General features: G+C 38.8%; 32 protein-coding genes and 1 pseudogene. 20 read left to right on the plus strand and 13 right to left on the minus strand.

The window, feature by feature from the left end:
- Window positions 1-118: 118 nt before the first annotated feature.
- A complete protein-coding gene (bioD, locus tag H6F47_RS14685; RefSeq protein ID WP_190347425.1) occupies window positions 119-796 on the minus strand; it encodes a dethiobiotin synthase in 678 nt (225 codons plus the stop codon).
- 85 nt (window positions 797-881) lie between these two features.
- On the minus strand, window positions 882-2,600 hold the full coding sequence (locus H6F47_RS14690; protein WP_190649754.1) for a serine/threonine-protein kinase: 1,719 nt from the start codon (window positions 2,598-2,600) through the stop codon (window positions 882-884).
- Between the two features lie 100 nt (window positions 2,601-2,700).
- Between H6F47_RS14690 and H6F47_RS14695 the strand changes: the two genes are divergently transcribed.
- From H6F47_RS14695 to H6F47_RS28555, 3 genes are all read left to right on the plus strand, one after another.
- Window positions 2,701-2,874 carry a hypothetical protein gene (locus H6F47_RS14695; RefSeq protein WP_190649756.1) on the plus strand — a complete coding sequence of 58 codons (174 nt, stop codon included), beginning with the start codon at window positions 2,701-2,703 and terminating at the stop codon, window positions 2,872-2,874.
- Between the two features lie 340 nt (window positions 2,875-3,214).
- Complete coding sequence (locus H6F47_RS14700) at window positions 3,215-4,231, plus strand: ribose-phosphate pyrophosphokinase (protein WP_096569656.1); 1,017 nt, start codon at window positions 3,215-3,217, stop codon at window positions 4,229-4,231.
- Window positions 4,232-4,377: 146 nt separating this feature from the next.
- Window positions 4,378-4,506: a hypothetical protein gene (locus tag H6F47_RS28555; RefSeq protein ID WP_268932468.1), complete on the plus strand. Its 129-nt coding sequence runs from the start codon at window positions 4,378-4,380 to the stop codon at window positions 4,504-4,506.
- Here the strand turns inward: H6F47_RS28555 and H6F47_RS14705 are convergent.
- The 5 genes from H6F47_RS14705 to H6F47_RS14715 all read right to left on the minus strand — a co-directional run bounded on the left by H6F47_RS14705 (window position 4,495) and on the right by H6F47_RS14715 (window position 6,425).
- Entirely contained in the window at window positions 4,495-5,070 is a 576-nt protein-coding gene (locus H6F47_RS14705) for an HD domain-containing protein (protein WP_137669255.1), read from the minus strand. The genes H6F47_RS28555 and H6F47_RS14705 overlap by 12 nt on opposite strands.
- Window positions 5,071-5,201: 131 nt before the next feature.
- Complete coding sequence (locus tag H6F47_RS27355; protein WP_199291176.1) at window positions 5,202-5,414, minus strand: hypothetical protein; 213 nt, start codon at window positions 5,412-5,414, stop codon at window positions 5,202-5,204.
- Complete coding sequence (locus H6F47_RS27360) at window positions 5,389-5,655, minus strand: protein kinase (protein WP_236104176.1); 267 nt, start codon at window positions 5,653-5,655, stop codon at window positions 5,389-5,391. Before H6F47_RS27360 ends, H6F47_RS27355 begins: the two co-directional genes overlap by 26 nt.
- The gene (locus H6F47_RS27365; RefSeq protein ID WP_236104177.1) at window positions 5,630-5,866 is read right to left on the minus strand and encodes a hypothetical protein; all 237 of its coding nucleotides are present in this window, start codon (window positions 5,864-5,866) and stop codon (window positions 5,630-5,632) included. The genes H6F47_RS27360 and H6F47_RS27365 overlap by 26 nt, the downstream gene beginning before the upstream one ends.
- Complete coding sequence (locus H6F47_RS14715; protein WP_190347421.1) at window positions 5,838-6,425, minus strand: type II toxin-antitoxin system antitoxin SocA domain-containing protein; 588 nt, start codon at window positions 6,423-6,425, stop codon at window positions 5,838-5,840. Before H6F47_RS14715 ends, H6F47_RS27365 begins: the two co-directional genes overlap by 29 nt.
- 307 nt (window positions 6,426-6,732) lie before the next feature.
- Here H6F47_RS14715 and H6F47_RS14720 point away from each other — a divergent pair, with 307 nt between their 5' ends.
- The 7 genes from H6F47_RS14720 to H6F47_RS14750 all read left to right on the plus strand — a co-directional run bounded on the left by H6F47_RS14720 (window position 6,733) and on the right by H6F47_RS14750 (window position 11,841).
- Window positions 6,733-6,993 carry a hypothetical protein gene (locus H6F47_RS14720; RefSeq protein WP_190347420.1) on the plus strand — a complete coding sequence of 87 codons (261 nt, stop codon included), beginning with the start codon at window positions 6,733-6,735 and terminating at the stop codon, window positions 6,991-6,993.
- Window positions 6,994-7,458, plus strand: a complete 465-nt coding sequence (locus H6F47_RS14725) for a type II toxin-antitoxin system VapC family toxin (RefSeq protein WP_190649758.1) — start codon at window positions 6,994-6,996, stop codon at window positions 7,456-7,458.
- Window positions 7,459-7,637: 179 nt separating this feature from the next.
- Window positions 7,638-9,428, plus strand: coding sequence for a translational GTPase TypA (gene typA, locus H6F47_RS14730; RefSeq protein ID WP_096569646.1), 1,791 nt, complete (start codon window positions 7,638-7,640; stop codon window positions 9,426-9,428).
- 374 nt (window positions 9,429-9,802) lie between these two features.
- Window positions 9,803-10,207: a type II toxin-antitoxin system RelE/ParE family toxin gene (locus tag H6F47_RS14735; RefSeq protein WP_137669286.1), complete on the plus strand. Its 405-nt coding sequence runs from the start codon at window positions 9,803-9,805 to the stop codon at window positions 10,205-10,207.
- A complete protein-coding gene (locus tag H6F47_RS14740; protein WP_137669285.1) occupies window positions 10,194-10,487 on the plus strand; it encodes a helix-turn-helix transcriptional regulator in 294 nt (97 codons plus the stop codon). Before H6F47_RS14735 ends, H6F47_RS14740 begins: the two co-directional genes overlap by 14 nt.
- Window positions 10,488-10,849: 362 nt before the next feature.
- Window positions 10,850-11,488, plus strand: a complete 639-nt coding sequence (locus tag H6F47_RS14745) for a Uma2 family endonuclease (protein WP_190649760.1) — start codon at window positions 10,850-10,852, stop codon at window positions 11,486-11,488.
- Window positions 11,489-11,520: 32 nt separating this feature from the next.
- The gene (locus H6F47_RS14750) at window positions 11,521-11,841 is read left to right on the plus strand and encodes a DUF433 domain-containing protein (RefSeq protein WP_096569636.1); all 321 of its coding nucleotides are present in this window, start codon (window positions 11,521-11,523) and stop codon (window positions 11,839-11,841) included.
- 34 nt (window positions 11,842-11,875) lie between these two features.
- Here H6F47_RS14750 and H6F47_RS14755 read toward each other — a convergent pair whose 3' ends face one another.
- The 3 genes from H6F47_RS14755 to H6F47_RS14765 all read right to left on the minus strand — a co-directional run bounded on the left by H6F47_RS14755 (window position 11,876) and on the right by H6F47_RS14765 (window position 13,477).
- The gene (locus tag H6F47_RS14755; protein ID WP_190649762.1) at window positions 11,876-12,760 is read right to left on the minus strand and encodes an endonuclease/exonuclease/phosphatase family protein; all 885 of its coding nucleotides are present in this window, start codon (window positions 12,758-12,760) and stop codon (window positions 11,876-11,878) included.
- A 77-nt stretch (window positions 12,761-12,837) separates the two neighbouring features.
- Window positions 12,838-13,173, minus strand: a complete 336-nt coding sequence (locus H6F47_RS14760; RefSeq protein WP_137669122.1) for a DUF5615 family PIN-like protein — start codon at window positions 13,171-13,173, stop codon at window positions 12,838-12,840.
- The gene (locus H6F47_RS14765; RefSeq protein ID WP_096569624.1) at window positions 13,166-13,477 is read right to left on the minus strand and encodes a DUF433 domain-containing protein; all 312 of its coding nucleotides are present in this window, start codon (window positions 13,475-13,477) and stop codon (window positions 13,166-13,168) included. The genes H6F47_RS14760 and H6F47_RS14765 overlap by 8 nt, the downstream gene beginning before the upstream one ends.
- Before the next feature lie 177 nt (window positions 13,478-13,654).
- Between H6F47_RS14765 and H6F47_RS14770 the strand changes: the two are divergent.
- The 8 genes and pseudogenes from H6F47_RS14770 to H6F47_RS14805 form a co-directional block, all read left to right on the plus strand.
- Window positions 13,655-14,057, plus strand: a pseudogene (locus tag H6F47_RS14770) (DUF58 domain-containing protein); the annotation flags it as partial.
- A gap of 70 nt (window positions 14,058-14,127) precedes the next feature.
- The gene (locus tag H6F47_RS14775) at window positions 14,128-14,382 is read left to right on the plus strand and encodes a hypothetical protein (RefSeq protein WP_190347416.1); all 255 of its coding nucleotides are present in this window, start codon (window positions 14,128-14,130) and stop codon (window positions 14,380-14,382) included.
- Window positions 14,379-14,744, plus strand: a complete 366-nt coding sequence (locus H6F47_RS14780; protein WP_096569620.1) for a ferredoxin thioredoxin reductase catalytic beta subunit — start codon at window positions 14,379-14,381, stop codon at window positions 14,742-14,744. Before H6F47_RS14775 ends, H6F47_RS14780 begins: the two co-directional genes overlap by 4 nt.
- Window positions 14,745-14,750: 6 nt before the next feature.
- Complete coding sequence (locus H6F47_RS14785) at window positions 14,751-15,143, plus strand: DUF309 domain-containing protein (RefSeq protein ID WP_096569618.1); 393 nt, start codon at window positions 14,751-14,753, stop codon at window positions 15,141-15,143.
- Window positions 15,144-15,173: 30 nt separating this feature from the next.
- Entirely contained in the window at window positions 15,174-15,515 is a 342-nt protein-coding gene (locus H6F47_RS14790; RefSeq protein ID WP_190649763.1) for a hypothetical protein, read from the plus strand.
- Window positions 15,516-15,536: 21 nt separating this feature from the next.
- The gene (locus tag H6F47_RS14795) at window positions 15,537-16,028 is read left to right on the plus strand and encodes an LptA/OstA family protein (protein WP_190649765.1); all 492 of its coding nucleotides are present in this window, start codon (window positions 15,537-15,539) and stop codon (window positions 16,026-16,028) included.
- A gap of 32 nt (window positions 16,029-16,060) precedes the next feature.
- Window positions 16,061-16,789 carry an LPS export ABC transporter ATP-binding protein gene (gene lptB / locus H6F47_RS14800; RefSeq protein WP_096569614.1) on the plus strand — a complete coding sequence of 243 codons (729 nt, stop codon included), beginning with the start codon at window positions 16,061-16,063 and terminating at the stop codon, window positions 16,787-16,789.
- Between the two features lie 356 nt (window positions 16,790-17,145).
- On the plus strand, window positions 17,146-18,261 hold the full coding sequence (locus tag H6F47_RS14805) for an LptF/LptG family permease (protein ID WP_190649780.1): 1,116 nt from the start codon (window positions 17,146-17,148) through the stop codon (window positions 18,259-18,261).
- An 89-nt stretch (window positions 18,262-18,350) separates the two neighbouring features.
- Here H6F47_RS14805 and H6F47_RS14810 read toward each other — a convergent pair whose 3' ends face one another.
- The 3 genes from H6F47_RS14810 to H6F47_RS14820 all read right to left on the minus strand — a co-directional run bounded on the left by H6F47_RS14810 (window position 18,351) and on the right by H6F47_RS14820 (window position 22,781).
- The gene (locus H6F47_RS14810; protein WP_096569612.1) at window positions 18,351-18,908 is read right to left on the minus strand and encodes a Uma2 family endonuclease; all 558 of its coding nucleotides are present in this window, start codon (window positions 18,906-18,908) and stop codon (window positions 18,351-18,353) included.
- Window positions 18,909-19,058: 150 nt separating this feature from the next.
- On the minus strand, window positions 19,059-22,571 hold the full coding sequence (gene mfd, locus H6F47_RS14815; protein WP_190347413.1) for a transcription-repair coupling factor: 3,513 nt from the start codon (window positions 22,569-22,571) through the stop codon (window positions 19,059-19,061).
- Window positions 22,572-22,622: 51 nt separating this feature from the next.
- On the minus strand, window positions 22,623-22,781 hold the full coding sequence (locus H6F47_RS14820; RefSeq protein WP_190649767.1) for a hypothetical protein: 159 nt from the start codon (window positions 22,779-22,781) through the stop codon (window positions 22,623-22,625).
- A 6-nt stretch (window positions 22,782-22,787) separates the two neighbouring features.
- On the opposite strand from H6F47_RS14820, the gene H6F47_RS14825 reads away from it, so the two are divergent.
- Both H6F47_RS14825 and H6F47_RS14830 read left to right on the plus strand, forming a co-directional pair.
- Window positions 22,788-24,098 (plus strand): hemolysin family protein, encoded by a 1,311-nt coding sequence (locus H6F47_RS14825; protein ID WP_096569607.1) that lies wholly within the window; start codon window positions 22,788-22,790, stop codon window positions 24,096-24,098.
- Between the two features lie 445 nt (window positions 24,099-24,543).
- Complete coding sequence (locus tag H6F47_RS14830) at window positions 24,544-25,155, plus strand: exopolysaccharide biosynthesis protein (protein WP_096569605.1); 612 nt, start codon at window positions 24,544-24,546, stop codon at window positions 25,153-25,155.
- The last annotated feature ends 14 nt before the right edge of the window (window positions 25,156-25,169 follow it).

Genomic DNA, 25,169 nt, shown 5'->3' on the forward strand with positions numbered 1-25,169 from the left:
AGTCCCCAGTCCCCAGTCCCCAGTCCCCAGTCCCCAGTCCCCAGTCCCCAGTCCCCAGTCCCCAGTCACCAGTCCCCAGTCCCCAGTCACCAGTCACCAGTCCCCAGTCCCCAGTCACCTACAATAATCTTTCCCAGTCTAAATTAGATCCAACTTCCGCTAGTTGTTCTAGGTTATTTGGATCTTCTAAAAAAGGTAAACAACCTAAAACGGGGATGTGAGTAAATGATTCAATTAACTCCGGTGGTGTTAAGTCAGCTATTTCCTCATCAAACCGTGGTTGTGTACAATTAAGGACAATTCCCCGCAAATTTATCTTAGCCTGTCTTGCCAATGCTACATTAGCCACAACTTGAGCGATCGCACCCAATCGCACAGGTACAACTAAAACCGTAGGTAAACGCCATTCACCCGCTAAATCAGCTACCGTCAATTCATCCGTAACTGGTGAACCTAACCCTCCCAAAGATTCCACCAACAAAAAATCACTTCGTTGTTGCAACTTTAACAAAGTTTGCCAAACCAAACCTAAATCTATAGTCCGATTTTCCTTAGCAGCGGCAATGGGTGGCGCTAGAGGTGCTTGAAAATACAAAGGCGTGAGTTCTTCTGGAGTCTGACTTAGTGTAAAAAGTGACTGATATAACTCCTTGTCACCCTCCCCAGATTGAATGGGTTTCATAATCCCCAAGCGGCTTTGAGGGCGATATTTTTGCCAATAGGCTGCTAGGGCGGTAGTCAAAAAAGTTTTACCAGCCTCCGTATCAGTTCCTGTAATTAGTAATGTGTTTGACAATTTATTTACGAATAATTACTGTAAATGAAAAAATTTAGCCCAGCCGGAAAATAGCTGGACTATCTTTAATTTAGCGTTAATCGCGCTAATTACTAGGCGTAATTTCTGGTGTGGGAGTAGTTTCCGGGATGGGATTATTTTCTGGTGAGTCTGTACCGGGTGTTTCCGTGAGTGAGGGGGTGGGGGTTTCGGTGGGAGTTGAGGTTTCGGTAGGGGTGGGGGTTTCGGTAGGGGTGGGGGTTTCGGTAGGGGTGGGGGTTTCGGTGGGGGTTGGGGTTTCGGTGGGTGTAGGTTCAACTGGGTTTTCTAAAGCGATATTCAAACTATAATCACTTTCAGCCACTTCTGTGGACAAAGTTAATTGAATAATGTATTCACCACTATTTGATAATAGCCCTTGATAAGAAGTAACTCGCTCTGAATCATAACTAATCGGTTGACCATCAGCGGTTAGCACCGCTAACACAACTCCACTTTCTTTGTCAACAGATACAGTTAACTTTTGCCCAACATCACCCGTAAAACTGTATTTAATTATTTCCTGAGCCTTGATAGTACCATCTACCTTAATTGTGTTAGATGTTCCGAATCTCAAACGTTTTGTATAGAAAACAAATTCAGTATTAGTCGGTGTTGGTGTTGGTGTTAATGTTAAATCTGGTGTTGGTGTAGATGTCACACCGGGAATAACAGGAGAAGGAAAACTTTGGGGTGTGGTTGCTTGTTCTGGTGGTGTTTGTGATTGTTGACTGCGAAGAGAATTAACCACTGTCCAAGAACCAAATCCTGCTAAGATTACTACGGCACTGCCAATAGCACCAATAGCTAACGGATTATCTAAGATAGAGCTACTTTGATGCGGTGGAATTACTGGATCAAGTGTGTTGGGTGTTAGTGGTAAAGGATCGGGACGATGACTAACAGCAACAGTTGGCAGATATGATACCTCTGGCTGCGGAATATGCCGTTGCTCCAGAGATTCTAAAGCTGATAATACATCCTTAGCACTTTGATAGCGATCGCCCGGTACATAACTTAACATCCGATTTAAAACTTCAGCAAATCCGTGATTCACTTCTACCCATTGCTGCCAGTTCCAAGTCAGTTGGGTTTCATTAAATAACTCTGCTGGTTCTTTTCCCGTCAACAAAACTATAGCCGTTACCGCTAGTGCATACAAATCACTATTAGGATAAGCTTTACCAGACTGCATTTGTTCACTAGGAGAATAGCCGGGTTTCCCCACCGTTGTCACCGGCTTTTTTTCCGGGGTAGATAACCGTGTAGCTAGTTCTTTCACCACCCCAAAATCAATTAATACAGGTTTTTGATCAATATCCCGTAAAATCAAATTATCCGGCGAAATATCCCGGTGAATAATTCTCTTGTTGTGAATATGCTCCAAAACGGGCAACAAAGAGCATAGCAAGTGTAATACCTCAGCTTCAGTAAAAGCTTGACTTTCAGCGCGACGTTCATTTAACAGGGTGTGATAGGTCTTCCCGCTAATGTAATCTTGCACCAAAAATAAGCGTTGATCTTGGGAAAACTTCTCTCTAAACTTGGGTATTTGCAGATGCTCGATTTGATATAAAGTGGCAGCTTCGCGTTCAAACAACTCCTGTGCCTTTTTTCCACCATAAACACCCGTCTCAGTGAGCATTAATTCTTTAATTGCACAAAGTTCGTTAAAGCGTCTTTCGTCTTCTGCGAGATAGGTTCTACCAAAACCCCCTTGTCCGAGAATGTGAATGATGTGATAACGATTTTGTAGAACAGTACCAACTTTAATGGGTGGTTGCATAATCAATAGAGTAAGTGTAATAGCAACTGAGCTAGAAATTAACTAAAGCATAAACGTGGGAATTGGGAATTGGGAATTGGGAATTGGGAATTGGGAATAGTTGATTAGAAAAAATAAAATTGATTACCTAGTCCCCAGTCCCCAGTCCCCAGTCACCAGTCACCAGTCACCAGTCACCAGTCCCCAGTCCCCAGTCCCCAGTCCCCAGTCCCCAGTCACCAGTCACCAGTCACCAGTCATGTCAACTGGCATTGATCATTTTCTGTGGGACTGATTAATACTGTTGAAAATTTGAAACAATTTTGAATTTATGTGCAAATAAATTGATCTCAGTGATAAAAGAAACGGTATAATAAGTGATCTACCATAGCAAATTATCAAATATTTGGGTGGTTCATTCCAATTTCCAAAAATGGAACTCTGAAACTATTGATCAAAATAGATGTCAGTATATTCCTCATTGGTTTTTTCTCAGAAGAACTAGAAAATTAGTGAATGTAAGTATATGGAGAAATATTGCAAGTTTGTATAGAAGTTTCAACAAAACTTACAAATGTTTTGTTTAGTCTATCTATGACCGTGAAATCTGCTAAATCTCTGATGATAATATCGCCATGAATGCACATCGAGGATCTGCTGTGCTGAGTTCTGCAACTTTGACAATGCACCCAGTCACCACAGGACTGACTGAAAATCACCGTCTGCGGCTGTTTTCTGGCTCTGCCAATTTACAATTATCCCAAGAAGTCGCTCGTTACCTGGGGATGGACTTGGGTCCGATGATTCGCAAAAGATTTGCGGATGGTGAACTGTATGTTCAAATCCAAGAATCTATTCGCGGTTGTGATGTCTATTTAATCCAGCCAACGTGCCAGCCAGTTAACGACCATTTAATGGAATTACTGATCATGATTGATGCTTGTCGTCGCGCATCTGCACGGCAAATTACCGCAGTAATTCCCTATTATGGTTATGCCCGCGCTGACCGTAAAACCGCAGGACGAGAATCTATCACCGCTAAACTGGTTGCTAACCTGATTACTCAAGCTGGTGCTAGTCGTATTCTCGCAATGGACTTACACGCAGCACAAATACAGGGGTATTTTGACATACCCTTTGATCATGTTTATGGTTCACCCGTGATACTGGATTATTTACAGAGTAAACAACTACATGATGTTGTAGTTGTTTCCCCTGATGTGGGCGGTGTTGCCAGAGCCAGAGCATTTGCCAAAAAATTGAATGATGCACCTCTGGCAATTATTGATAAACGCCGTCAAGCTCACAACGTCGCTGAGGTTTTGAATGTCATCGGTGATGTCAGAGGCAAAACGGCAATTTTAGTAGATGACATGATTGATACAGGCGGAACAATTACAGAAGGGGCGAAATTACTCCGTCAAGAAGGCGCTGGTCAAGTATATGCTTGTGCTACCCATGCCGTATTTTCACCACCAGCGATTGAACGCTTATCCAGTGGCTTATTTGAGGAAGTGATAGTTACTAACACTATTCCTATTCCTGAAAGTAATCGTTTTCCTCAGTTAGTCACGCTGTCAGTTGCTAATTTACTTGGTGAGGCGATTTGGCGGATTCACGAAGATAGTTCATTAAGTAGCTTATTCCGTTAGATGGCGAATTAAATCACCCCCAAGGATGATTTTTATCTGGAGTCAGTAGGGGTTTAGCAATGCTAAACCCTTACATTTATCTTGGGGAATAGGGAATAGGGAATAGGGAATAGGGAATAGGGAATAGTTGATTAAAAAACATAAAATTGATTACCCAGTCCCCAGTCCCCAGCGATGCACTGAGCTTGTCGAAGTGTCCCCAGTCCCCAGTCCCCAGTCCCCAGTCCCCAGTCCCCAGTCCCCAGTCCCCAGTCCCCAGTCACCTACTTTACTAAAGTTTCTAATTCTATTACTACTCGTTCTAATTCTTCTACCAAGGGTATAATTTTAGTATTTTTATTAGTTTTCTTAAAAGCATCCACTAAGGCGCGATAATACCACAAAGTTCCTTCTTTACCTGCTTTAAATCTTTCCCAGACTGCATCACCCATCAAACGATAGTCTTTAAGAATTGATCTAGCATTATAAATTTTATCAGCACAGGAAACCAGCAACACGGAAGGGGAAGCGGTGGGAATATGAGCGAGATATTTTTCTTTGCGTTCTTTCCAAGGGGGTTTAGGGTTGGTGTCTGCGTCGGTGCATCCGTCAACTATTGCGGTGACGTTATCTCCAAAGCGATGACGAATTTCTGCTCTGATGGCTACTCCTCCTTGATCTTCTATGGCATCATGTAATAATGCGGCGATCGCTTCTTCTTCGTTTGCACCATATTCTAAGGCTATGCTGGCTACTCCTAATAAATGGCTAATATAGGGTACTCCTGAACCTTTTCTGATCTGGGTTGCGTGGAGTTGGTGCGTGTAGGTTAATGCTTGGGTGAATCTTTCTGTTAGCATTTTTTAAATGGGTATTTTCCGTTTGGTGTTGAGGTTTGAAAGGATTGAACCGCGAAGGACGCAAAGGACACGAAGGAAGAAGAAGAAGAGGAGAGGAAGAGAGATTTATTTTTCACAATTTTAATATTTTTTTAATCAATTCTTTTCAATAACCATGAATAAGAACCTTTTCTATCTTTCCCAGTACCAGATATTTGCTTACTATCAGATGATAAATAACCTTGATTTTCTCCAAGTCTCCAATAACCAGATAAAATTTTTATTTCTTTTATTATTATTGTAGTTTTATCAGAGTGAATTTTTCCATTAATAGTTATCTTAGCTGTTCCATTCCACCAAATCAATTAATACTGCTTCTGATTTCCCAGAACGTATCATTATATTTTGCGGTTTTATATCTCGATGTAATAATCCATTATTGTGAACTACGGTTAATGCTTCTCCTATTTGCTGAATGTATTTTAATGCTATATCTTCAGATAAAACACCGTGATTTTCTACTAAAGTTCCTAAATTTTCCCCATCAATATATTCCATCACCATACACCACAAATCATCCTCATTTATAACTTCGTAAATTTTCACGATATGGGGATGATTGCATTTGGCTAACTTTATCGCTTTTTCCCGGTAAAGGTTCATAGCGAGAATTTATCGGATATTGATCATCAATTAAATCTTCTAAAATTTGTGCCACACACTCGACAAAATCAGACCTATAAGCTTTGGCAAGTTTTTTAAAAGAACGCTGAAAATTATCAGATTTTTCAATCGAGAAGGGAGTTAAGCCAGTCACGCACTTCTCCTTTTTTAACACGATTTGATGTTTCTGAATTACAAGCATCTTTTAAAACTTGTCTCATTACATCTTTGTAAAATGGATGATCTCTTTCTATCTGATCTAATTTCTCATGTCCTAATGCTTTTAAATCTTCTAATAAAATGACTGTGGTGGAAGCAGCTTGAGGTGGTAAACCTTGACGTGCTTTTTTCCAAGGAAATTCTAAGTGAGTCATATCACTTAAACGATAAGCATGATAACCACCAAAATATTCCCATACTTCTTCTAAAAGTTGTTTGTAATCTTCAGATATTTCTGATAATGATTCTTGACTGGGAATAGGTAATTGTTTAGCTTCAAATTCGCTATAAAATCTATAGGCAGGTGGACAAACTGGACCATAACGCCATGCCTGTATTTCTTCGGGAAATAATTGTTGATCATACATGGCTAAATACAAACTTTGGGCATAATAAAGCAGCTTTTGTACTTTCATATTTGTCATTTCTGCTTCTATGCCGTCTTGGTAAGCTTTAATAATGAAGTAGCGAGCTACGGTTAGACAATCAATCATAATCACACTCGCAAATTAAACACAATACATACTCCATTTATTATACTTTAAATTCATTTTTTAGTACATTTTTACTGAAAAATCTGTTGATTAGACGATGAACCCCAAGAAACACTCTTGGTATTTTCTCTCAAAATCACAATTGTTGTAACAATTAAGCTAGAATTATTAAAGGTTCTTTACACAACTGGCAAAAACCCCCGCCTAAAAAATCTCAAGTACACTTAACTTCTATTATGACTATTATGAGAATACTTTTTGGCGGTTTAAAATAATAGAAAATCCTGATGTGACAAACTAAGAACCTATGCCACAAACGCTTCTGAATGAAATTATTAACCAGCTAAATAGTTTAGAACAGGATGAACTACAGCAGCTTAATCAGATTATTCACATATATCTGACTGACAAAGCACAAGCTGATCAAACCACAAAATTTTATCAAGCACTTGTAAATTCTGGTTTGGTGAAAGAAATTAAACAACCCATTCCCCAACCACAGGAAAGAACTCTCATTCAAGTACAGGGTAAACCTGTTTCTCAAACTATCATTGAGGAACGCTGCTAAATGACTGTTTATTTCTTTGATAGTAGTGCTTTAGTTAAACGCTATGTTGCGGAAATAGGTTCAACTTGGGTTGTGAGTTTGTGTAATCCTAATTTCAAAAATAATGTATTTATTGGTGCTATTACTGCTGTGGAAATTACTGCGGCAATTAGTAGACGTGCAAGGGGTGGAAATATCTCATCTTCAGATGCTACAACAGTTTATTCCCAATTAAAAAATGATATTCAATCTGAATATCAAGTAATTGAAATTACAGATACTATTATTAATTCAGCCATGACCTTAGCAGAAAAACACGGTTTGCGGGGTTATGACGCAGTTCAGTTAGCTGCTGCTAAAGCTATTAATGATCTTTGCATAGCCAATAATTTGCATCCATTAACTTTTGTATCTGCTGATCAAGAATTGAATAATGCCGCAGTCTCCGAAGGTTTAGTCGTTGATAATCCCAATAACCACCCCTAAACCTCAAAAACACTCTTGCTATTTCCTGTCAAAATAACAATTTTTGTGACAATTGAGTTAGAATTATTAAAGGTTCGTTACAGAACTGGCAAAAAACCCCCACTTCTGTTAAAACGACCAAACCCTAAGCTAACTAAGCTATTAAATCTAAAAACCCTAAATTACACAACAACGCTCTTATGACGCTCCCAATTCGTAACGTCGCCATTATCGCCCACGTTGACCACGGTAAAACCACCCTGGTTGATGCTCTCCTCAAACAGTCCGGCATTTTCCGCGAAGGCGAAGACGTTCCGGATTGTGTGATGGACTCCAATGATCTGGAGAGAGAGCGGGGAATTACTATTCTTTCCAAAAATACGGCGGTTAAATATAAAGATACCCTGATCAATATTGTTGATACCCCTGGACACGCTGACTTCGGTGGAGAGGTAGAACGGGTATTAGGCATGGTTGATGGTTGCATTCTCATTGTTGATGCTAACGAAGGACCAATGCCCCAAACCCGCTTTGTACTGAAAAAAGCTTTAGAAAAAGGTCTGCGTCCTATTGTTGTTATCAACAAAATTGACCGCGCTAAGGCTGATCCTCATGTAGCCGTTGATAAGGTTTTGGATCTGTTCCTGGAATTAGGTGCAGATGACGATCAGTGTGATTTCCCTTATCTGTTCGCTTCCGGGATGGCTGGTTATGCCAAGGAAACTTTGGAAGCAGAAGCGGTAGATATGCAGCCTTTGTTTGAGGCTATCCTCCGTCATGTTCCCGCACCTGTGGGTGATGCTAACAAACCTCTGCAATTGCAAGTTACCACCCTGGATTATTCTGAATATCTGGGACGGATTGTTATTGGTAGAATCCATAACGGTACGATCCGCGCTGGACAACAAGCAGCTTTGATAACAGAAAGTGGTAATATTGTCAAGTCGAAAATTTCCAAGTTGATGGGATTTGAAGGCTTGAAGCGAGTGGAATTAGAAGAAGCTTCTGCTGGTTATATTGTGGCGGTAGCTGGTTTTGCTGATGCTTACATTGGTGAAACTATTACCGATCCTAATGAACCCCAAGCGTTACCACTAATTAAAGTGGATGAACCAACTTTACAGATGACCTTCTGGGTAAATGATTCACCCTTTGCAGGTCAAGAAGGTAAACTGGTTACATCTCGTCAAGTGCGCGATCGCTTGTTCCGGGAATTAGAAACCAACGTAGCTTTAAGAGTGGAAGAAACCGACTCCCCTGATAAGTTCCACGTTTCTGGACGGGGTGAATTACACCTGGGTATCTTAATTGAAACCATGCGTCGGGAAGGTTACGAGTTCCAAGTTTCCCAGCCTCAAGTAATTTACCGCGAAGTCAGTGGCCAACCTTGCGAACCTTTTGAATTATTAGTTTTAGACGTTCCCAGCGATGCAGTAGGTAGCTGTATTGAACGTTTAGGACAACGGAAAGGGGAAATGCAAGATATGCAACCCGGTGTTGGCGATCGCACACAATTAGAATTTGTGATTCCTGCCCGTGGTTTGATTGGTTTCCGTGGTGAATTTATGCGGATGACCCGTGGTGAAGGTATCATGAACCACAGTTTCCTTGACTACCGCCCCATCACAGGAAATATTGAAGCCCGTAACAAAGGCGTTCTGATATCTTTTGAAGAAGGCGTTTCCACATTCTACGCCATGAAGAACGCTGAAGATAGAGGAGCATTCTTTATTACTCCTGGAACAAAGGTGTACAAAGGCATGATTGTCGGTGAACACAACCGTCCTCAAGACTTAGAATTGAACGTTTGCAAAACCAAGCAGTTAACTAACCACCGTGCATCCGGTGGTGATGAACTCGTACAATTGCAAGCACCTGTAGAAATGAGTTTGGAAAGAGCATTGGAGTACATCGGACCCGATGAGTTGGTAGAAGTAACTCCCCAATCTATTCGTCTCCGCAAAATGGCGAAGAAGTTAGCTAAACGCTAATTTATCCAGGGTGGGAAATTTAAACCCACCCTTATTTTTTATTTGTATGTATCTGCGTTTATCTGCGTTCTATTATAAATTCCTGAAAAAAAGTTTTGTGTCAATAATCCCCCCTCTATTCTCAATATTATTGATAATGTTCTCAATTATTTAACGAGTTTTGGTTTTTTCGGCGATCGCTCTTGACAGTGTTTTGAGTTTCTGGTAAATTTAGTTAAAATCTCAAGGGATTGATATAAGAGTTTTAAGAAAGTTTTAAAAATTTTTCTCACGCAAAGACGCAAAGACGCAAAGAGAAGAAAGGTTAACAGAGTAAAAGTATTAATCGCATTTTTGCTATATAATCAATAATAAACGTAAATCCATCCTCAACAATGCCAGAAACGCAAATCATTTTCTTTCAGGACGATAGAGGAGAAGTTCCTGTTTTAAATTGGTTGAAAAAACTAATCAAACAAGATCGCAAAGGATATGCAAACTGTATTGCGAGAATTGAACAATTAGCCGAGTATGGTTTTGAATTAAGAAGACCAGCAGCAGATTTTTTGAGAGATGGGATTTATGAGTTAAGAGCGAAGCACGTTAAAGTACAGTATAGAATCCTCTATTTTTTTCATGGACAAAATGTGGTGATTTTAGCTCATGCCATGATTAAAGAAGATAATCAAGTTTCAGAGAAAGACATTGATTTAGCATTAAAATATAAGAATTTATTTGTACTCAATCCAGAAATTCATACTTATACTGAACAAGAGAAAGAAGCAGATGAAGAAAACTAATGATGCAGTGAAAATTATTCACAAAATGATGAAGGAAGATCCAGAATTACAAGAGATGGTGAGAGAATCTTCATTAAATGCTCAAGTATCTCAAATAATTTACGATGCTCGGAAACAAGCTGGACTAACTCAAAAACAGTTAGCTGATTTAGTTGGTACTACTCAGTCAGTGATTGCTAGATTAGAAGATGCAGATTATGAGGGACATTCTTTGTCTATGTTAGCTCGAATTGCAGCAGCTTTAAATCAAAAAGTGGAAATTAAAATATCACCTAAATAAGTTGTTTAATAGTCAAATTAATCAAGCATAAAATATAATCTTGAGATTTAATTTCACGTAAATCTGATCTCCCGAAATACCTGAAAAAAAGTTTTGTGTCAATAAACCCCTCTCTATTCTCAATATTATTAATATTAATTTCTATTAATTTAACGAGTTTTGGTTTTTTCGGCGATCGCTCTTGACAGTGTTTTGAGTTTCTGGTAAATTTAGTTAAAATCCCAAGGGATTGATATAAGAGTTTTAAAAAAGTTTTAAAAAGTTTTCTCACGCAGAGACGCGGAGAGAAAAAAGGTTAAGTTTCGCGCAAAGATGTTATTGATGGGGTAAGATAGATTTATTCAGTTTAAGGAGTGGAAAGGATGTTGTTGGAATTAAAGCGCATTCATGTACCACCAGGACAAAGGGTTTTATTAGAAAATGTCACTTGGACAGAATTGGAAGCAATTTTAGAGGAGTTGGGAGAACATCGTGCTGCGAAAATTGCTTATGATCAGGGAATATTAGAAATTATGACTCCTTTACCAGAACATGAATTTGATCAGGAAATTATTAGTGATTTAATTAAAGCATTATTAGAAGAATTGGATATTGAATTTCTCAGTCTTGGTTCTACGACTTTTAAAAATCAATTTATGCAAAAGGGGATAGAACCTGATCAATGTTTTTATATTCAAAATGAGGCTTTAGTTAGGGGGAACAAAAGGTTAGATTTAACAGTTGATCCTCCTCCAGATTTAGCTTTAGAAATTGATGTTACTTCTCGCACTCATCCGAATATATATCAAGCTTTAAAAGTTCCAGAGTTATGGAGGTTTGAAAATGGGAAGTTGCAAATTAATATTTTAGTAGATGGTAATTATGTGGTGTCTCAGTCAAGTTTGAATTTTCCCGGTTTACCTTTGATTGATATGATTCCTCGATATTTGGAAAGTAGTGGAATTAATGGGAGGAATGCAACTATTAAGAGGTTTAGGAATTGGGTGAGAGAGCAGTTATAATTTCAGAATATTGTTTTATTTCACATTATAATATGAATCAACAATTAGTTAATTCTCTGGTACAAGTAATTGAGGCACTTTCCCCAGAAGAAAGAACACTTTTAGAAAGTCGTCTCCAATCTCATGCTATTGAAAAAACTCCGGGAATTTGTGGTGGCCATGCGCGGATTCGTAATACTCGTATTCCTGTATGGGTGTTAGTGTCGTTGAGACAACAGGGAGCAGATGATGTAGAATTGCTGCAAAATTATCCAAGTTTGACATCGGAAGATTTAACAGCAGCTTGGGATTATTATGAACAATATTCTTCAGAAATTGATCTGATCATCACTGCTCAAAATGAGGATAACTGATGGTAAGATTATATGCTTAAATCACTAATAATTGTCATAATTCCACCCTTATCTCTAACATAATAATACCTCTTAATCTCTCTCTGCGCCTCCGCGTCTCTGCGTGAAATAAAAAAATCGAACTATCAACAATTTCCAAATCTGCAACAATCCCAAAATGATCCGAAGGATAAAGATAACGATTATTCGCTGCTGGTTGATTCAGAATAACTCGACATTCTCGCACCTGTAAACGCTGATTAATAAAAATATAATCTAAAGTCCCCTTCCAAGGTTTCCAACTTCTATCAAAAATCAAACGTCTCCAAAAATATTTTAATCTCTTCATCCAACTCAGTTTGTCTTGACCTAAAAGTGTGGGACAAGTATATTCTGGCTCACTTCCATGATATACTTCATAAGCTGACCGATATTTTTCTTTAATTAATTTAATTCCCGAAGTATCAGGAGTACCATTAAAATCTCCCACAGAGATAACAGGTACTTCCTCACCAAACTCCGCTAACCAATCTAACATTAACTTTATTTGTTGATTGCGTTTTTTATGTGAACCAGGATGCCAAAAATAATGACCATTGCAAATAACAACTGATGTGTTATCATTTAACTGAACCTGTGCATATTGAGCAATTCTTCCCTGATGTTCTAAATTCAATGCTGCGGTTTTTGTAATCGGAAAACGACTGAGAATAGCTAAACCAAAGGGTAAATCACTATTATTGACATCTTGAGGAACAGCTTTATAAATATAAGGAATATTTAATTGTTTTGCAATCCAAGCAGCAGTATCTTCTGTTAAACTAACTTCTTGTAAAGCAATAATATCAGGATTTTCTGCTTTTAAACCCTCAACCAATAAATCTCGTCTTTGTGTCCAATAATTCAGTTTAAACAAAATATTAATTGTGATAATTTTCATGTTTTTAAAAACTATTTTGGTTTTGTAATTTAAATTACCATGTTTTAATATGTCAGCTTATCAACATTTATTTTATTTCACAAAAATTCAATATATCCCAACATCTCTTCCGGTGTCATCACTTCATAAATCAAAACTAAAGCTTCAATAATTTCACCAATTGAACGAGTTTCTTTCTTGCAGTAAGTAATCCCTGGATGATCAAACCTACTACTAGCAATAATCAAAAAATCTGCATCTTGGGTAAACAGAACTCGCTGTGTTTCTTGAATAAACTTGAACTGTGCTTGATCTGATTGAGTGCGTAATCCCACATTGTTAGTAGTTGTCACATCAATTCCATAACGACGCAACCCAAGAGCGATCGCAGGATCAACATTTTCATCTAAATGAAAGCGAATTTTTTCACTCATTTCTCAACTGTTTCAGTTTCTCTTGAAGACGTGAAGGATGATTTTGTTTAAATACCTCAACTAATTCATCCTCTTGTACTTTACGTTCATTAATTTCATCTCGATGATCAAAATAATAAGCCATTGCTGCATAAACAGATGCCAGGGATAGATCATATTTACCAGCTATCTCTACCAATGAATACCCCAGCTTTAAATGCAGCACTGCTACATCTTCTACCGCTATACGAGTACCAGCAATACGGGGTTTTCCACTCCGCACATCAGCAGCAATTTCTATATATTCCTGGCTGACTAACTGCATAAATTTATCTTCCACCTCCGTCCTATATCTTAATAATATACCGCAGTTCTAGTTCTCACAAATTTCCTATTTAACAGGACTTACGCAAAAGAGAACGAAAGTAGGGGTAATTCATGAATTACCCCTACGCAAGAATAAGGTTTTCAGTCAAATCTTCCGTAAGTCCTATTTAACTTCAAAATACTGTACATTTCCGCTAGTTTTCGTTACGGAGAATTACGAGTAAGAGAATTAGAAATTATTACAGGTAGACCAGAAGTGATAATTGCCCTTGATACTGCCGCCAAATGGCAAGAAGAGCAATTTTAACAAGCTGTCATTGCCGCTGCATCCTTGTATTTTTACGCACAAAGACAAAAACTGCAAGTACAACTTTGGACAGCAGCCACAGGAGTAGTCAAAGGTGATACCATCATTCTCGAAACCTTAGCAGCAACCAACCCCCTAGAAGAAGCAAATACACCACCAGAAAACCATCCTTTAATTTGGCTGACTCAAAACCCCCTCAGATTACCCCGGTATCATTTTGCAAAGTGAACAAGAACTGCAACTGCAACTGCAAAAACCATTAAGTTATTAAGGAGGCAGGAGTCAGGAGTCGTAGGGGCGAAGTAGGGGCGAAGCATTCGGAAAATAGCCTGTGATAAAAATTGATAATTTATCGTCCGAATGCTTCGCCCTTACAGGAAAATAATCTGGGACAAAAATTGATAATTGGTCGTCCGAATGCTGATGCTTCCAGCACGCTTCGCGAACGCCCGTACAGGAGTCAGGAGGTAGGGGAAGTAAATAACCCCATTACCAATTACCAATCACCAATTACCAATCACCAGTCCCCTGTTCCCTACATCCAGCCTGTTGTACAATGCAAGGAAATATTTAAATTATCAAAGCCGATCCAATGATAAATTCAGAACCTAGCACAAAAGCCAGTGATAAAAGCTTAGAGGCAATGCGTCATTTTTCCGAACAATACGCCAAACGCACTGGAACTTTCTTTTGTTCTGAATCTTCCGTGACAGCAGTTGTTATCGAAGGTTTAGCCAAACATAAAGACGATCTCGGTGCGCCTTTGTGTCCTTGTCGTCACTATGAAGATAAAGAAGCGGAAGTTAACGCAGCTTATTGGAACTGTCCCTGCGTACCCATGCGAGAACGCAAAGAATGTCACTGTATGCTATTCCTGACTCCAGAAAATGATTTTGCTGGTGAAAAACAAGAAATCTCTATGGAAGCCATCAAAGAAGTGCGGGATAGTATGGGTTAATAGTAGATGAGTGAAAACCTGCCCCAAGAGTTTTGGCAAGGAGTAGAACAGTTCAACTCTGGACAGTTCTACGCTTGTCATGACACCCTAGAAGCTCTGTGGATTGAAGCAACAGAGCCAGATAAAACTTTGTATCAAGGTATTTTGCAAATTGCTGTAGCCTTATATCACCTGGGTAATGGCAACATAAGAGGAGCAATGATCTTATTAGGAGAAGGTTCTAATCGTCTCCGTCGTTACCCAGACTATTATTGCGGTATCAATGTGGAAAAATTATTACTTGAGAGTGTGGAGTTTTTAAAGGCACTTCAACAAGTTGATATAGAAAAAATCGCTGGTGGTGATGTGGGTGAAAATATAGCCTTGCCTTTACCCCAAATTTCTATGATCAAAGAATAGCAGTTTTCAGGAGTGAGTAGGGGTTTAGCAATGCTAAACCCGTACAAGAGTCAAAATATTTGGTGGCATCAGCAAGGTGAAACCCTACCAATAAAGAAACCTTTGGATGCAGGAAACCGTCAAACCTCCAAATTAGAATATCAAGCAACTGCCAAAATGGTAGTTCACAAACAGATAATAAAACTTGTGATCAAACTTGGAAACAAACTTGGAAACAAACACGTTTGTAAATCTGCCACTAGTCCCCAGTCCCCAGTCCCCAGTCACCAGTCCCCAGTCACCAGTCACCAGTCCCCAGTCACCAGTCCCCAGTCCCCAGTCCCCAGTCCCCAGTCCCCAGTCCCCAGTCACCAGTCACCTGCTATAACCTGAAAACTTTTATCACAAATTACTATGATAACTCCCTATCACTTGCTAAAATCACAGATGCACCGTCTAGGATTAGCTGTAATGCTGCCTGTAGCCCTCTTGGGTACAATAACCCTTACTAACCAAATTCCCACCGCTACAGCCCAATCTTCTGGGGGAAACCGCCCCCTGACTATTCGCTCGGATGTCCAAGAATATGATGCTAAAGCTCAAGTAATCACTGCTCGCGGTAACGTGCAGATGTTGTATCCTGCACGTCAAATACAAGCCACAGCCGCCCAAGCACAATACTTTAGCAAAGAACGACGCATTGATTTCAGTGGCAACGTCTATATTTTGCAACAAGGTAATAACAGTATTAGGGCAGAAAGAGTCACTTATTTAATTGACGAAGGTCGATTTATCGCCTTACCTCAGTCCAATCGTCAGGTAGAATCTGTTTACATGGTGGATGATGGTGATATGAGTGGACAAACCGCTAAACCAGCGCCCAGAACACCACCCCTCAAGCGTTAAAATTAGTATTCATTACCACAAAAACGCGAATAGTGAAAATTGTTTTAGAAAATATTCATAAATCTTATGGCAAGCGAGTCATTGTCAATCGCGTTAATCTTTCTGTAGCCCAAGGTGAAATTGTGGGTTTACTTGGACCCAATGGTGCTGGTAAAACCACAACATTTTATATTGCCACAGGTTTAGAAAAACCTAATCAGGGTAGGGTGTGGTTAGATAATTTAGATATTACGGGAATGCCAATGCACAAACGAGCTAGATTGGGTATTGGCTATTTGGCACAGGAAGCTAGTGTATTTCGGCAACTGTCTGTTATAGATAATATTCTCTTGGTTTTAGAACAAACTAATGTGCCACGTAGGGAATGGTCAAGCCGGTTGGGTGATTTATTAACAGAGTTTCGCTTAGAAAAAGTTGCCAATAGTAAAGGTATTCAACTTTCTGGAGGTGAACGACGACGGACAGAGTTAGCCAGGGCTTTAGCAGCAGGTAGACAAGGTCCAAAATTTTTATTTTTGGATGAACCCTTTGCCGGAGTTGATCCTATAGCAGTTTCAGAAATTCAGCAAATTGTAGCACAACTGCGCGATCGCGGTATGGGCATTTTAATTACAGATCACAATGTCCGCGAAACTCTCGCTATTACTGATCGTGCCTACATTATGCGGGAAGGGCAAATTCTCGCTTTTGGTATTGCCGATGAACTTTATAATAATCCCCTTGTTCGACAATATTATTTAGGTGATAATTTTAATGTTTAAAAATAGGGAATAGGTAATTGGTAATAATTATTTTTCTTCTGACTTCTGACTCCTGTACGGGCGTTCGCGAAGCGTGCTGGAAGCATCAGCATTCGGACGACCAATTATCAATTTTTGTCCCAGGTTATTTTCCTGTAACGGCGAAGCATTCGGACGACCAATTATCAATTTTTATCACAGCTTATTTTCCTGTAAGGGCGAAGCATTCGGACGACCAATTATCAATTTTTATCACAGCTTATTTTCCGAATGCTTCGCCCCTACGACTCCTGACATTTTTATTTTTAACTCCTCTTATGACATCTAAGCAAATTAAATCTTTCTATACCCTTAATTCACTACTGCCTTTTTCGATTATGGATCGTTATTTGGCGACGCAGTTACTCCCGCTTTTTTTATTTGGAGTTGGGGCATTTACTTCTGTAGTTTTAGCCATTGATAGTTTATTTGAATTATTACGAAAAGTCGTAGAATCTGGACTACCAATTAATATCGCTCTCAAGGTTTTTGTCTTAAAATTACCCTATGTAATGGTTTATTCTTTCCCCATGTCCACCTTACTCGCTACGTTGATGACTTACAGCAAGTTATCTAGTGAAAGTGAACTAATTGCTTTAAGGGGATGTGGTGTAAGTGTTTATCGGATGGTATTCACTGCTGTTTTATTAAGTAGTTTAGTCACAGGTATGACTTATGTATTTAATGAACAAATAGCCCCAGCCGCCAATTATGAAGCAACTCGAACTTTAGAACAAGCACTGCAATCAGACAAACCATCATTTAAACAACAAAATATTTATTATCCTGAATACCGGGAAGAAAAAGCAGCAGATGGTAGCACAAATAAAATCTTATCTCGCTTGTTTTATGCCGATCAATTTGACGGTAAGCAAATGAAAGGTTTAACAATTATCGACCGTTCTAGAGAAGGAGTTAATCAAATTTTAGTTTCCGAATCCGCTGCATGGAATCCTGCTCAACAAGTTTGGGATTTTTATAATGGTACAATTTATTTAGTTGCACCAGACCGTTCTTATCGGAATATTTTGCGGTTTGAACATCAACAATTGCAACTTCCCCGCACGCCTTTAAATGTTGCAGAAAATAGTCGAGATTATGGAGAAATGAATATTTCTCAAGCCCTAGAACAATTAAAAATTGAACGTTTAGCAGGTAATCCCCAAAGAATTAGAAAATTAGAAGTAAGAATTCAACAAAAAATAGCCTTTCCCTTTGTTTGTATTATTTTTGGTTTAGTGGGTTCGGCGATGGGAACTATACCTCAACGTACTGGTAGAGGTACGAGTTTTGGTATTAGTGTGATCGTGATTTTTAGTTATTACTTATTATTATCAGTTTCTGGGGCTTTAGCACAGGCAGAAATTCTTTCTCCCGTTGTCGGTGCTTGGTTGCCTAACTTGTTTGGTTTGGGAGTTGGTCTATTTCTGTTAATGCGAGTTGCCCAAAGATAAGGTATTAATTAACTGACTGAAAAACTATTCCTCTCCGGTAATTAAAAGTGCATAACCTTCATTGCTAATAAAACAAATACCCAACTTCTTTAAAATATCTCACTCACATGAATACTCACATCAGGAAAAGCGAAAATTGATAAACTTTGATTTTTCTCTAAAGTTTGCATATCTTGATAAATTCCCTGGTGAGGATGGCGATATACTTCTATTATTTTCTGATTAACATCTATTAACCAAACTTCAGGAATATTTGCTTCTGCATACAAGGGAATTTTAACCTGGCGATCATATTTTACAGTTGTATCAGCAACTTCTATTATTAAAAATATATCTTCTGGTTGGGGGTGTGCATTTCTATAAAAATCAGGACGGGGTTTTAATAATGCTATATCCGGTTGTGGTTCGGAAATTTCATCTAATTCTACAGGATTTTGCACATTAATTAACGCACGTCCTCCCAATAGTAAAGCTAGTAAATTTGTTAGAAATATAACACAACCTGAGTGTCTTGTACCAATAGGTGACATATCAATCATTTCCCCCCGAATTAATTCCACTCGATCATTTTCTGATAAAATACCAGATTCAGCCATTTTGTGAAATTGCTTAACTGTAAATTGGTGTCTGAGTAGTTGTACAACCATTGTCACCTCTATGGGAATTTTATTTAATTAATTGAGATGTTTATTTTATAGTAGGTTGGGTTAAGCGATAGCGCAACCCAAAAAACCCAAAAAACCCAACAACAATATTAATTATGTTGGGTTTCCTTGCGTCAACCCAACCTACTAAAACTAGACTAAAGCTACTTCAGGAATAACTCCTTGCATTTTAGAAAAAACATCAATTAATGTCTGTAATTGTTGTTCAGCTTTAAATACTCCTAAACCCCTCGCTGTTACTTTTCCTTGAGAATAAACAAAGCGATTTCGCATCGAGTCTGTTAACTTTTCTGCTAACAAATTCCAAGCAGGTTCTTCCATTGGAGTTTCTAAAACTATATGCTGTTTATTCTCTGGTTTAATGCGACTAAAACCTAAAGCTTTCGCTAATTGTTTTAATTCCATCACCCGTAAAAGTTGATTTGCAGGAACAGGAATTGCACCATATCTATCAGTCCATTCTGCGGCAATTCCTTTTAATTCTTCTTGAGATTTTGCTGTTGCAACCGCACGGTAAGCACTCATTTTTTGATCTATATCGGTAATGTAGGTTGAAGGAATAAATGCAGTGAGATTCAGGTCAATTTGGGTATCTTCAACCTGGGGTATTTCTTGACCTCTAATTTCTCGAATTGCTTCCTCTAACATTTCCATGTACAAATCAAATCCGATAGCATCCATTTGACCAGATTGTTCAGCACCAAGCAAGTTTCCTACACCACGAATTTCCATATCTCGCATTGCTAGTTGATAACCAGAACCGAGTTGAGTAAATTCTTGAATTGCTCTTAATCTTTGTCTAGCTGCATCGGATAATTCTCTTTGTTTGGGGTAAAATAACCATGCGTGAGCTTGGATTCCTGCTCGTCCTACTCGTCCTCTTAATTGATATAATTGCGATAAACCAAAACGGTGTGCATCTTCAATTAAAATGGTGTTAACTCGCGGAATATCTAAACCAGATTCGATAATTGTCGTACAAACTAAGATGTCAGCTTCATGGTTGCTAAAAGTGAGCATAGTTGATTCTAACTCACTTTCATCCATTTGACCGTGAGCGATCGCAAATCTTCCCCCTGGGATCATTTCCCTTAATTTTGCTGTTGTTTCTTCAATTCCTTCGACTCTGGGAACGACATAAAAAACCTGTCCACCTCTATCTAATTCCTGTCTAATTGCACTTCTAACAATTTCTGGATTTAAAGGTGCTAAATGAGTTTGAATTGGTCTTCTGGTTGGGGGTGGTGTGGTAATTAAACTCATTTCCCGAATCCCAGATAAAGACATATATAAGGTTCTAGGAATAGGAGTTGCTGATAAAGTTAACACATCAACTTGTGTTTTTAAACTCTTGATTTTTTCTTTTTGATTAACACCAAATCTTTGTTCTTCATCAATTACTAAAAGTCCTAAATCTTTAAATTGCACACCTTTTCCTAATAATTGATGTGTTCCCACAACAATATCTAATTCTCCAGTCGCTAGACGTTTTTGAATGTTGCGTTTTTCTTCTGCACTGCGGAAACGATTTAATAAACCGACATTCACAGGATAAGGTGAAAACCGTTCTTTAATGGTGTGATAATGTTGCTGAGTTAAAATTGTCGTTGGGGCTAAAAGTGCCACTTGCTTACCAGCAGTAACAGCTTTAAAAATTGCCCTAATTGCTACTTCAGTTTTCCCAAAACCCACATCACCACAAACCAAGCGATCCATCGGTCTTTCACTTTCCATATCCCGCTTGACATCTTGCACAGCTTTGAGTTGATCTGTGGTAGGTTGATAGGGGAAAGAATCTTCCATTTCTGCTTGCCAAGGCATATCTTGGGGATAAGAGAAACCTTGTTGTTGAGAACGGGCAGCATATAATTTTAGCAAATCTACCGCTAATTTTTTAATAGATTTTCTAACTTTGTTTTTAGTATTTTCCCAAGCTTTACCCGTCATTTTATGTAATGCTGGGGGGTTATCAGCATTAGTTCTAAACCGAGACAAAGAACCAACTTGATCCGCCGCAACTCTCAGCACACCATCAGCATATTGAACAACTATATAATCACGGGTTTCATGATTAATTGTCAAACTTTCTAATTTGATAAATTTACCAATGCCGTGACTACGATGAACAACAAAATCACCTGGTCTTAATTTATTCGGATCAACTTGTTTAGATTTAGCTTGACGACGTTTACGAACATAACCAAAATTAGCTAAAGAATGTTGTCCGTAAAATTCGCGATCTGTAACAATAACAATCCGAAAAGAAGGTAAAATGAAACCTTCTAATTCTGCTAAACCGGAATATTTCAGGGCAACTGGTGTATGATTGATTTGTAGTTTATCAATTGCTTGATAATCACGAGGATTAGGGATAAACTGGGCAGGACAATCATGTTCTTGCAGTAAAGCTACAGAACGGGAAGGTTGAGCAGAAATTAACCAAACTGCAAATTTTCTTTCTCTTTCTTGTCTGAGGGTTTCAGCTAATTTAGCAAATTGATGAGGTGTAACAGGTAAAGGTCTACTCGCTAAATTAGTACCGCTATTTTCTTCCGCTAATTCTGATAAATATAACTTGTGGAATTTGTGAAAACTGCTAATTTCCGCCAAACATTCATCAAAAGTTTTATGAATTTTAGAAACACGACAAGATTCTTCCCCAGTCACCAGTCCCCAGTCCCCAGTCACCATTCCCCACTGTTCATCCGCATTTTCTACCCAGCGATCGCTATGGGCGTGACATTGTTCTACCTCATCAATAGCAATGAGGGTATTTTCAGGTAAATAATCTAAAATTGAAGCGGGTTTATTAAAAGCTAAACCTAAAAATCTTCTACTTCCTTCTAATGATTGTAATTCCGATTCCTGTAGAGAAGTTTCATGAAACGTCTCTACAATAGTTGTAAAATTGGGATGATTTTTTAATGCTGCTAAAACAATCGGCGCAAAGCTAGTAGGAGTAAGAGAAATTTGATTAATCTTATCTAAAGCAGAACGTTGGGTAGAGGGGTCAAATTCCCGAATTTTTTCAATTTCATCCCCAAACCATTCTAAACGGACTGGTAACTCAGAAGATACGGGAAAAACATCAACAATATCCCCTCGTCTACTCCATTGACCTTCAGTTTCTACTAAAGAAACCCGTTCATAACCTAAAGCGGTAATTTTTTCACTAAACTCATCTAAATCATATTCCATCCCCTTTTGTAAAGAGAGACAAAAAGATTTAAATACCTCTGGGGGTGGTAAATGTGGTTGTAGCGCCCCGATAGTAGCGATAATAGCTGTGTTTTTTTTAGACGACTGACCACTAATCAAATCTGCCAAAACCTGCATTTGACCCCAACTTAACTCAGTTTCTGGGTCAAAAGGTTCATAGGGGGAAGCTTCCGAAGTGGGGTAAAAATGTACAGTATTCCATCCCATCGCTTCCATTTGGGCATAAACCCGTCCAGCTTCTTCCAGAGTGGCACAGATCACGCATAAATCCCTACCCTCATGATGAGCCAAAGCGGAAGTAACTAAACCCTTGGGTAAGCGAGAAATGCCATTTAACCGCAATTCTTGATGTTTTTTGAGTTTAGTGTTTAGTTCGGTGGTGAGAGGCGATCGCGTCAAAGCACGCACAATAGAAGAAAAAGCCATAAGTGTTACTAGCGTGAGAAGTCTTGAAAAGTGGGAAAATCTAGATTGTAGTTATATGTAAACCATTTTAGGTGATTGGTGATTGGGGACTGGTGATTGGTGACTGGTGACTGGGGGAAAATCTTTACTTTCTGACTCCTGACTCCTGACTCCTGACTCCTGACTCCTGCCTCCTGACTCCTGACTCCTGACTCCTTGAACTCCTTCCAAAACAAAATGTCATCTATCACTATTGAAATTTTAATCATTTTGGCGCTAATTCTTGCCAACGGCGTGTTTTCCATGTCTGAAATGGCCATAGTTTCCGCCCGTAAGGTCAGATTACAGCAACTAGCCAATCAAGGAAACCTCAACGCCCAAGCTGCACTGCAACTGGCAGAGTCTCCTAATCATTTTTTATCTCTGGTGCAGGTAGGGATTACACTGATTAATATTCTCAATGGTGTTTTCGGTGGTGCTACCATTGCCCAAAGGCTAGAGAGATATGTTCAGTTAGTTCCTTTTTTGGCAGATTATAGCCAACCTATTGCTTTTGGAGTGGTGGTTTTAGTCATCACCTATTTATCATTGATTGTGGGTGAACTTGTACCCAAGCGGTTAGCATTAAACAACCCAGAAAAAATAGCCTCATCTGTAGCCCTTCCCATGCGGGCTTTAGCGGCGTTAGCTTCTCCTGTGGTTTATCTTTTAAGTGTTTCCACAGAAACAGTATTGCGAATTTTAGGAGTTAGACCTTCTCAAGAACCGCAAGTTACAGAAGAAGAAATCAAGATTTTAATAGAACAGGGAACAGAAGCGGGGACTTTTGAAGAAGCGGAACAGGATATGGTAGAGAGGGTTTTTCGTTTAGGCGATCGCCCTGTGAGTTCTCTAATGACACCCCGCCCGGATATTGTTTGGTTAGACTTGGAAGACTCCCCAGAAGAAAACCGTCACAAAATGTCTGAAAGTGCCTATTCTCGTTATCCCGTATGTCAAGAGGGACTTGATCATGTTTTAGGTGTTATTCCTGTGACTGATTTATTAGCCAGGAGTTTACGCCATGAACCTTTTGATTTAACAATAGGATTACGTCAACCCATATTTGTCCCCGAAAGTACCAAGGGTTTAAAAGTTTTAGAGTTATTTAAACAAACCGCCACTCATATTGCTTTAGTAGTTGATGAATATGGAGTCATTCAAGGATTAGTAACGCTCAATGATATTATGAGTGAAATTGTCGGTGATGTTCCTGCACAACCTGGACAGGAAGAACCCCAAGCAGTGCAAAGAGAAGATGGTTCTTGGTTGGTAGATGGGATGTTACCAGTAGAGGAGTTTTTTGAACTTTTTGATATAGAAGAATTGGCAATAGAAGAAAGAGGTAATTTTCAAACTTTAGGCGGTTTAGTTATTACTCATTTAGGGCGTATTCCCGCAGCAGCGGATTATTTTGAATGGGAAAATATGAGAATTGAAGTTATGGATATGGATGGAAATAGAGTTGATAAAGTGTTGGTTATTCCTAAAGAAAAGGGTAATGGGTAATTGGTAAAAACAATATAGGAATCCTATTTGATTATTGAACAAAACTTCCTACACCGAAATTATCTAAAACCCTTTTGCCTGCCTACACAAATAATTGCAGGAATCAAATCGGATCACTATAGTATAACATTAAATATAGGACTCCTATTTGATTATTGAAAAAAACTCCGTACACCAAAATTCTCTAAAAGCCTTTTGCATGAGTGCCTGGTTGGTGAGCGAAGTCGAACTATTGCCTTTTGCCTGCCTACACAGATAAATTCAGAAATCAAACCGGATGACTATATACTCAGTAAGTGAACATAATCATATACTTTGTGATGCTGTAGCTGTTGAAATTTAATATCAATCAACATCATCTATTCACCCGTAACCAATAAACTACGAAAATTGCCAATGGATAAATATGTGATTATAGTATTGGTTGATGATTCAATAGGATTTTATGCCCCTAAAATTTTCTCAAGATATTAAATTATTATTGCAACATTTAGCTGAAAAACCTCTGACTTTGGGTGACGTGATTTCAGAAACATCAGAACGGGGTTTTAGCTTAGTGATTGCATTATTGGTATTACCCTTCTTGTTACCAACACCACCAGGGTTAAGCACTCCTCTAGGTGTAGCTTGCTTATTAATGTCAGGACAAATGGCACTGGGAAGGCGTACACCCTGGCTTCCTAAAAAAATTGCCTCCCTTAAATTCCCTGATTGGTTTGCTCAAACACTGTTGCGAAATTTACAGCGTGTAACCAGAATCTTAGAAAAAATCACCCGTCCACGCCTCCAGAAAATTGCTGAAAATCAATTAACTTGGCGGTTTAATGGGATGTGTCTAACCTGGTTAGCAATATTATTAATGTCCCCATATCCCCCTGCTACTAATCCTATTCCTGCTGTGGGAATGTTAATTTTAGCAGTCGCAACCATCGAATCTGATGGAATATTGATGTGTATTGGCTACGTAGCTACTTTTTTGAATACTTTGTTTTTTGGCTTCGCTTTTTATATTTTATATACAGGAGCTACTTATTTATTGCCTAATGTTTTTCGCTAGAAGTAGTTGCTAAT

This window comes from Sphaerospermopsis sp. FACHB-1094 (assembly GCF_014696195.1).
In the GTDB taxonomy this organism is placed as follows: Bacteria; Cyanobacteriota; Cyanobacteriia; order Cyanobacteriales; family Nostocaceae; genus Sphaerospermopsis; species Sphaerospermopsis kisseleviana.

Excerpts from the sequence above, each read along its gene's own strand:
- H6F47_RS14705 (WP_137669255.1), bottom strand. The coding sequence starts at position 5,070 with ATGCTAACAGAAAGATTCACCCAAGCATTAACCTACACGCACCAACTC.
- H6F47_RS14780 (WP_096569620.1), top strand. The coding sequence starts at position 14,379 with ATGATAAATTCAGAACCTAGCACAAAAGCCAGTGATAAAAGCTTAGAG.
- H6F47_RS14785 (WP_096569618.1), top strand. The coding sequence starts at position 14,751 with ATGAGTGAAAACCTGCCCCAAGAGTTTTGGCAAGGAGTAGAACAGTTC.
- H6F47_RS14830 (WP_096569605.1), top strand. The coding sequence starts at position 24,544 with ATGCCCCTAAAATTTTCTCAAGATATTAAATTATTATTGCAACATTTA.
- H6F47_RS14745 (WP_190649760.1), top strand. The coding sequence starts at position 10,850 with ATGTTGTTGGAATTAAAGCGCATTCATGTACCACCAGGACAAAGGGTT.
- H6F47_RS14740 (WP_137669285.1), top strand. The coding sequence starts at position 10,194 with ATGAAGAAAACTAATGATGCAGTGAAAATTATTCACAAAATGATGAAG.
- H6F47_RS14755 (WP_190649762.1), bottom strand. The coding sequence starts at position 12,760 with ATGAAAATTATCACAATTAATATTTTGTTTAAACTGAATTATTGGACA.
- H6F47_RS14700 (WP_096569656.1), top strand. The coding sequence starts at position 3,215 with ATGAATGCACATCGAGGATCTGCTGTGCTGAGTTCTGCAACTTTGACA.
- H6F47_RS14725 (WP_190649758.1), top strand. The coding sequence starts at position 6,994 with ATGACTGTTTATTTCTTTGATAGTAGTGCTTTAGTTAAACGCTATGTT.
- mfd (WP_190347413.1), bottom strand. The coding sequence starts at position 22,571 with ATGGCTTTTTCTTCTATTGTGCGTGCTTTGACGCGATCGCCTCTCACC.
- H6F47_RS14790 (WP_190649763.1), top strand. The coding sequence starts at position 15,174 with ATGCTAAACCCGTACAAGAGTCAAAATATTTGGTGGCATCAGCAAGGT.
- H6F47_RS14765 (WP_096569624.1), bottom strand. The coding sequence starts at position 13,477 with ATGCAGTTAGTCAGCCAGGAATATATAGAAATTGCTGCTGATGTGCGG.
- H6F47_RS14735 (WP_137669286.1), top strand. The coding sequence starts at position 9,803 with ATGCCAGAAACGCAAATCATTTTCTTTCAGGACGATAGAGGAGAAGTT.
- H6F47_RS14720 (WP_190347420.1), top strand. The coding sequence starts at position 6,733 with ATGCCACAAACGCTTCTGAATGAAATTATTAACCAGCTAAATAGTTTA.
- H6F47_RS14805 (WP_190649780.1), top strand. The coding sequence starts at position 17,146 with ATGGATCGTTATTTGGCGACGCAGTTACTCCCGCTTTTTTTATTTGGA.
- H6F47_RS14795 (WP_190649765.1), top strand. The coding sequence starts at position 15,537 with ATGATAACTCCCTATCACTTGCTAAAATCACAGATGCACCGTCTAGGA.
- H6F47_RS14810 (WP_096569612.1), bottom strand. The coding sequence starts at position 18,908 with ATGGTTGTACAACTACTCAGACACCAATTTACAGTTAAGCAATTTCAC.
- typA (WP_096569646.1), top strand. The coding sequence starts at position 7,638 with ATGACGCTCCCAATTCGTAACGTCGCCATTATCGCCCACGTTGACCAC.
- H6F47_RS14825 (WP_096569607.1), top strand. The coding sequence starts at position 22,788 with ATGTCATCTATCACTATTGAAATTTTAATCATTTTGGCGCTAATTCTT.
- H6F47_RS14690 (WP_190649754.1), bottom strand. The coding sequence starts at position 2,600 with ATGCAACCACCCATTAAAGTTGGTACTGTTCTACAAAATCGTTATCAC.
- H6F47_RS14760 (WP_137669122.1), bottom strand. The coding sequence starts at position 13,173 with ATGAGTGAAAAAATTCGCTTTCATTTAGATGAAAATGTTGATCCTGCG.
- H6F47_RS14750 (WP_096569636.1), top strand. The coding sequence starts at position 11,521 with ATGAATCAACAATTAGTTAATTCTCTGGTACAAGTAATTGAGGCACTT.
- H6F47_RS14715 (WP_190347421.1), bottom strand. The coding sequence starts at position 6,425 with ATGATTGATTGTCTAACCGTAGCTCGCTACTTCATTATTAAAGCTTAC.